Source organism: Actinomadura sp. NPDC048032 (assembly GCF_040653175.1).
Classification (GTDB): domain Bacteria; phylum Actinomycetota; class Actinomycetes; order Streptosporangiales; family Streptosporangiaceae; genus Spirillospora; species Spirillospora verrucosospora.
On record NZ_JBEZJP010000464.1, the window covers coordinates 1 to 6,083 of the forward strand.

The window sequence follows — 6,083 nt, forward strand, 5'->3', positions numbered from 1 at the left end:
GGCGACCCCCCGCACCCCCCGGCAACCGCCCCGAAGCCCGACGTGTTCGAGCCCGCGAAACTCGGCCCGGTCACGCTGCGGAACCGCACGATCAAGGCGGCGACGTACGAGGGGCTGACCAAGGACGGCCAGGTCACCGACGCGCTGATCGACTTCCATGTCCGGCACGCGCGCGGCGGCGTGGGGATGACCACCGTCGCGTACTGCGCGGTCGCGCCCGAGGGCCGCACCGACCGCCGGCAGATCCACTGGCGGGACGAGGCGATGCCCGGCCTGCGCAGGCTCACCGACGCCGTGCACGCGGAGGGGGCGGCCGTCCAGGCGCAGATCGGGCACGCCGGCCCGGTCGCCAACCCCAAGAGCAACGGGCTCCCCGCGCTCGCGCCCAGCCGCCACTTCCACCTGACCACGCAGACCGTCGCGAGGGCCGCCACCCACGCGGACCTCCAGCGCGTCGTCGAGGCGCACGGCCGCGCGGGCCGGATGGCGGTCGAGGCGGGGTTCGACTCCATCGAGATCCACATGGGGCACAACTACCTGACGAGCGCGTTCCTCAGCCCCAAGGTCAACCACCGCAAGGACGAGTACGGCGGGTCGCTGGAGAACCGCGCCCGGCTGGCGCGCGACATCGGCCGCGCCGTCCGCGACGCCGTCGGCGACCGCATCGCGATCACCGCGAAGCTCAACATGGACGACGGCGTGCCCGGGGGCTTCTGGATCGACGAGGCCATCCAGGTCGCCCGGTGGCTGGAGGCCGACGGCTCCGTCGACGCGCTCCAGATGACCGCGGGCAGCTCCCTGCTCAACCCCATGTACCTGTTCAAGGGCGACGCGCCGCTGCACGAGTTCGCCTCCGTCATGAAGCAGCCGACCAAGCTCGGGATCAAGCTGATCGGCAAGCACTTCCTGAAGTCCTACCCCTACGAGGACCTCTACCTGCTCAAGGACGCCCGGCAGATCCGCGCCGCGGTGAAGCTGCCGATGATCCTGCTGGGCGGCGTCACCGACAGGGCGGGCATGGACACCGCGATGGCGGAGGGCTTCCAGTTCGTCGCGATGGCCCGCGCCCTCCTGCGCGAGCCCGACCTGATCAACCGGATCGAGGACGAGCCCGCGACCGAGTCGCTGTGCATCCACTGCAACAAGTGCATGACCGCGATCTACGGCGGCACCCACTGCGTCCTGTCCACCGAGCCGGCCTGGGGTGCCGCGGGTGCGTGACGAGACCATCGCGGCGATGCTGCTGGCCCGGCTGGGCGACGCCCGGCCCGGCCTGCGCAGCCGCGAGCGGACGTGGACCTGGGACGAGGTCGTCCGGGAGAGCGCGGCCCGCGCGTCGCTCGCCCGCGACCTGCGCCGGGACGGGCCGTTCCACATCGGCGTCCTGCTGGAGAACGTCCCGGAGTACGTCCTGTGGCTCGGGGCGGCGGCGCTCGGCGGCGCGACGATCGTCGGCATCAACTCCACCCGGACCGGCGCCTACCTGGAGCAGGAGGTCCGGCACACCGACCTCCAGCTCGTCGTCACCGACCGGGCCGGGCTGGAGCTGCTGGACGGCCTCGACATCGGCGTCCCGCGCGACCGCTTCCTGCTGGTCGACGACGACGGCTACCCGGCCCTGGTCGCCGCCCACGCCTGCGAGCCCGAGCCCGATGAGTCGATCACGCCGGAGACGCAGATGCTCCTGCTGTTCACCTCGGGCACGACCGGCGCGTCGAAGGCGGCGCGCTGCTCGCAGGGCCGGCTCGCCGAACTCGGCCGGAACAACAGCGCCAAGTACGACGTCAAGCGCGAGGACGTCAGCTACTGCCCGATGCCGCTGTTCCACGGCAACGCGCTGATGGCGCTGTGGGCGCCGTCGCTCGCGGTCGGCGCGACCGTCGTCCTGGCGAGGAGGTTCTCCGCGTCCGGGTTCCTGCCGGACGTCCGCTACTACGGCGCGACGTTCTTCACCTACGTCGGCAAGGCGATCGGCTACGTCCTCGCCACCCCCGAGAGGCCGGACGACGGTGACAACACGCTGACGCACGGGTTCGGGACGGAGGCGTCTCCGGAGGACAAGGCCGAGTTCCTGCGCCGCTTCGGCGCGCGGCTGGTCGAGGGCTACGGGTCCAGCGAGAGCGCCGGCATGATCAAGCGGGATCCGCAGGCGCCGCCGAGCGCGCTCGGCCGCCCGGCCCACGACGGCGTCCGCGTCGTCAACCCCGAGACGCGCGAGACCTGCGCGCCCGCCGTGCTGGACGGGCACGGCCGCGTCACCAACGCCGAGGCCGCCGTCGGGGAGATCGTCGATGTGCACGGCGCGGCCAGGTTCGAGGGCTACTACAACAACCCCGAGGCCGACGCCGAGCGGGTGAGGCACGGGTGGTACTGGACCGGCGACCTCGGCTACGTCGACGGCGACGGGTTCCTGTACTTCGGCGGCAGGTCCGGCGACTGGATCCGGGTGGACTCGGAGAACATCTCCGCGCTGCTCACCCAGAACGTCGTCCGCCGCCACCCGAAGATCGTGGACGCGGTCGCGTTCGGGGTGCCGGACCCGCGCTCCGGCGACCAGGTGATGGCGGCGATCGAGATCCCCGAGGGCGTCGCGTTCGAGGACCTGGACCTGCCCGCCTTCCTGGCCCGCCAGGACGACCTCGGCACCAAGGGGGCGCCGCGCTTCGTGCGCGTCTCGCACGCGCTGCCGACGACCGGGTCGGGAAAGCTCAAGAAGAAGGAGCTGCAGCTCGACGGCTGGCGCACGTCCGACCCCGTGTTCCGGTGGGCGGGCCGGGGCTCGCCGGAGTACGTCCCGATGACCGAGGCCGACAAGGCCGCGCTCCGCGAGGAGTTCACCGCCGCGGGCCGCGGGCGCTTCCTCCCCTGACCGAGAAAGGGCATGTATGGATCTGCGTGAGTCCGAGGCGCATCGCGAGCTGCGCGCGGAACTGAGGGCGTACTTCGCGGGCCTGCTGCCCGAGGACGTGCGGCGCCGCGCCGGCGAGCAGGGCGTGGGCGGCGAGCGGTTCCGCGAGATCGTCAAGATGCTCGGCAACGACGGCTGGCTCGGCTACGGCTGGCCGGAGGAGTACGGCGGGCAGGGCAGGTCGATCGCCGAGCAGTACGTGTTCTTCGACGAGGTGCAGCGCGCCGGGCTGCCGTTCCCGTTCGTCACCGTCAACACGGTCGGCCCCACGCTGATGCGGTTCGGCACCGACGAGCAGAAGCGCAGGTACCTTCCCGGCATCCTGTCGGGCGACATCGTCTTCGCGATCGGCTACACCGAGCCCGACGCCGGGACCGACCTCGCCTCGCTGCGCACCAGGGCCGTCCGCGACGGCGACCGGTACGTCATCGACGGCAGCAAGGTCTTCACCAGCGGCGCCAACACCGCCGACCACATCTGGCTCGCGGCGCGCACCGACCCGGACGCGCCGAAGCACAAGGGCATCTCGATCCTGATCGTCCCGACCGACGCCGACGGGTTCTCCTGGAGCCCGATCCCGACGGTCGGCGGGATGGTCGTCACGGCGACGTACTACAACGGCGTCCAGGTCCCCGCGTCGTCGGTGGTCGGGGAGGTCAACGGCGGCTGGAGCCTGATCACCACGCAGCTCAACCACGAGCGCATCGGGCTCGCCGCGCTCGGCGGCCGGATGATCCGGCTGTGGGAGGACGTCCGCGACTGGGCGCGGGGGAACGGGGTGATCGACCTGCCGTGGGTGCGGGCCGACCTCGCCCGCACGCACGCCCGGCTGGAGGCGATGCGGCTGATGAACTGGAAGATGACGATGGCGGTGGAGGCCGGGACGCTGACCGGCGCGCAGGCCGGCGCCGCCAAGTCCTACGGGACCGAGACGCACATCGACGTCCAGCGGACGCTGACCGGGATCCTCGGCGCCGCCGGCCGGATCCGCCCCGAGTCGCCGGGGGCCGTACTCCACGGGCAGATCGAGCAGCTGTCGCGGCAGGGCATCGTCAACACCTTCGGTGGCGGCGTCAACGAGGTGCTGCGCGACATGGTCGCCGTCCAGGGACTGGGTCTGCCGAGGTCGAGGCGGTCATGAGCGGGAACGGCGAGGAGTACGAGGCGCGGCTCCGGGCGTGGGTCGGGCGGCCCTACGGCGCGCGGCGGGACGGGCAGGACCCGGTGAACGTCCCCATGATCCGGCACTGGGTCGAGGCCATGGAGGACGGCAACCCCGTCTACCTGGACGAGGAGGCCGCCCGGGCGACCGGCCGCGACGGCATCGTGGCGCCCGCGTCGATGATGCAGGCGTGGACGATGCGCGGGTACGCCGCGTCCGTCCGCGCCGACCCCGCGGGTCCCGACGAGCTGACCGAGCTGCTGGCCGAGGGCGGCTACACCTCCGTCGTCGCCACCGACTCGGAGTTCGAGTTCCACCGGGAGCTCGTGCCGGGCGACCGCGTCAGCGTCGAGGAGACCGTCGAGTCGATCTCCCCGGAGAAGAAGACCGCGCTCGGCGCGGGACGCTTCGTCAGCACCGTCAAGACCTACCGGGACGGGGCGGGGGAGGTCGTCGCCACGCAGCGGTGGCGCCTCCTGCGGTTCCGCCCCGCCGACAAGCCCGCCCCGGGGCCGGTGGAGAAGCCCGCTGAGAAGAAGGCCCTGCGCCCGCGCCCGGCGATCAACCTGGACAACGCGTTCTGGTTCGAGGCGGCGCGCGAGCACCGGCTCGTCATCCAGCGCTGCGCCGACTGCAAGTCCCTGCGGCACCCGCCGGGGCCGTGCTGCCCGCAGTGCGGCTCGTTCGACTGGGACACCGTCCAGGCGTCGGGCGACGGCCACGTCCACAGCTACGTCGTCAACCACCACCCGCGCCACCCCGCGTTCGACTACCCGCTCGTCGTCGCCGTGATCGAGCTGGCCGAGGGGACGCGCCTCATCGCGAACATGACCGGGGTCGCGCCGGAGGACGTCGAGATCGGCATGCCCGTCGTCCTCGACTGGATCGACCCGGACCCCGACCTGTCCCTGCCGGCGTTCCGCCCCGCCGGACCGTCCCACACTGTCAAGGAGCGCTGATGGACTTCACGCTTGGCGAAGAGCTGGAGGCGGTCAGGGACCTCGCCCGGCAGATCTTCACCGACCGCGCCACGCAGGCGCGGATCAAGGACGCCGAGGCGTCCGAGCGCGGGTACGACGAGGGCCTGTGGGCCGAGCTCGGCGAGACGGGCCTGCTCGGCGTCGCGCTGCCCGAAGCCGCGGGCGGCGCGGGCCTCGGCGCCGCCGGCCTGGCCGTCCTGCTGGAGGAGCAGGGCCGCACCGTCGCCCCCGTCCCGGTCTGGCCCGCCGTCGTCGCCGCGCTCACGCTCGCCGCGCACGGCGAGGACGTCCCCGCGTCCTTCGCGGACGGGACGTCGCGGCCGACCGTCGCGCTGGAGGAGTTCGCCCCCGCCGACCCCGCGGCGCCGCGCTGCGCCGCCGTCCGCGACGGCGCGAACTGGCTGCTGACCGGCACGAAGGCCGCCGTCCCGACGCCGTTCGGAGCGAGCCACGTCCTCGTCTCGGCCGTCTCGCCGGAGGGGCCCGGCCTGTTCCTGCTGGAGACCTCGGCCGCCGGTGTGGCGTGGGAGCGCGCGGAGACCACCAGCCGCGACGCCGCCGGGCACCTGACCCTCGACGGCGCTCCGGCGCACGCCCTTCCGGACGGCGCCCTCGCCACGGCGCTGCGGCTGACCCGCGTGTCTCTGGCCGCCGTCCAGGTCGGCGTCGCGGAGGGCGCGCTGCGCATGGCCGCCGACTACCTGTCGGGCCGCGAGCAGTTCGGCCGCCCGCTCGCCACCTTCCAGGCCGCCCAGCACCAGCTCGCCGACTGCTACATCGAGATCGACGCGCTGCGCGTCTGCCTCGGGCACGCCCTGTCGCTGATCGACGCCGGGGAGGACGCCGAGAGCGCCGTCCTGGTCGCCAAGTGGTGGTCGGACGAGGGCGGGCTGAACGTCGTGCACCGCGTCCAGCACCTGCACGGCGGCATCGGCGTGGACGTCGACTACCCGGTGCACCGCCACTTCCTGTGGGGCAAGCAGATCTCCGGGACGCTCGGCGGCGCGTCCTTCGACCTGGAGCTCCTGGGAGC

5 protein-coding genes are annotated in these 6,083 nt (G+C 73.0%); all 5 read left to right on the top strand.

The window, feature by feature from the left end:
• Window positions 1-42 precede the first annotated feature (42 nt).
• On the top strand, window positions 43-1,221 hold the full coding sequence (locus tag AB0C69_RS36390) for an NADH:flavin oxidoreductase (RefSeq protein WP_360360047.1): 1,179 nt from the start codon (window positions 43-45) through the stop codon (window positions 1,219-1,221).
• Window positions 1,214-2,869 carry an AMP-binding protein gene (locus tag AB0C69_RS36395; protein ID WP_360360035.1) on the top strand — a complete coding sequence of 552 codons (1,656 nt, stop codon included), beginning with the start codon at window positions 1,214-1,216 and terminating at the stop codon, window positions 2,867-2,869. Before AB0C69_RS36390 ends, AB0C69_RS36395 begins: the two co-directional genes overlap by 8 nt.
• A 16-nt stretch (window positions 2,870-2,885) precedes the next feature.
• Complete coding sequence (locus AB0C69_RS36400) at window positions 2,886-4,049, top strand: acyl-CoA dehydrogenase family protein (protein ID WP_360360038.1); 1,164 nt, start codon at window positions 2,886-2,888, stop codon at window positions 4,047-4,049.
• Window positions 4,046-5,029, top strand: coding sequence for a MaoC family dehydratase N-terminal domain-containing protein (locus AB0C69_RS36405; protein ID WP_360360041.1), 984 nt, complete (start codon window positions 4,046-4,048; stop codon window positions 5,027-5,029). The genes AB0C69_RS36400 and AB0C69_RS36405 overlap by 4 nt, the downstream gene beginning before the upstream one ends.
• The coding region (locus tag AB0C69_RS36410) for an acyl-CoA dehydrogenase family protein (RefSeq protein ID WP_360360044.1) at window positions 5,029-6,083 on the top strand (1,055 nt) is incomplete at its 3' end. The genes AB0C69_RS36405 and AB0C69_RS36410, both read left to right, overlap by 1 nt.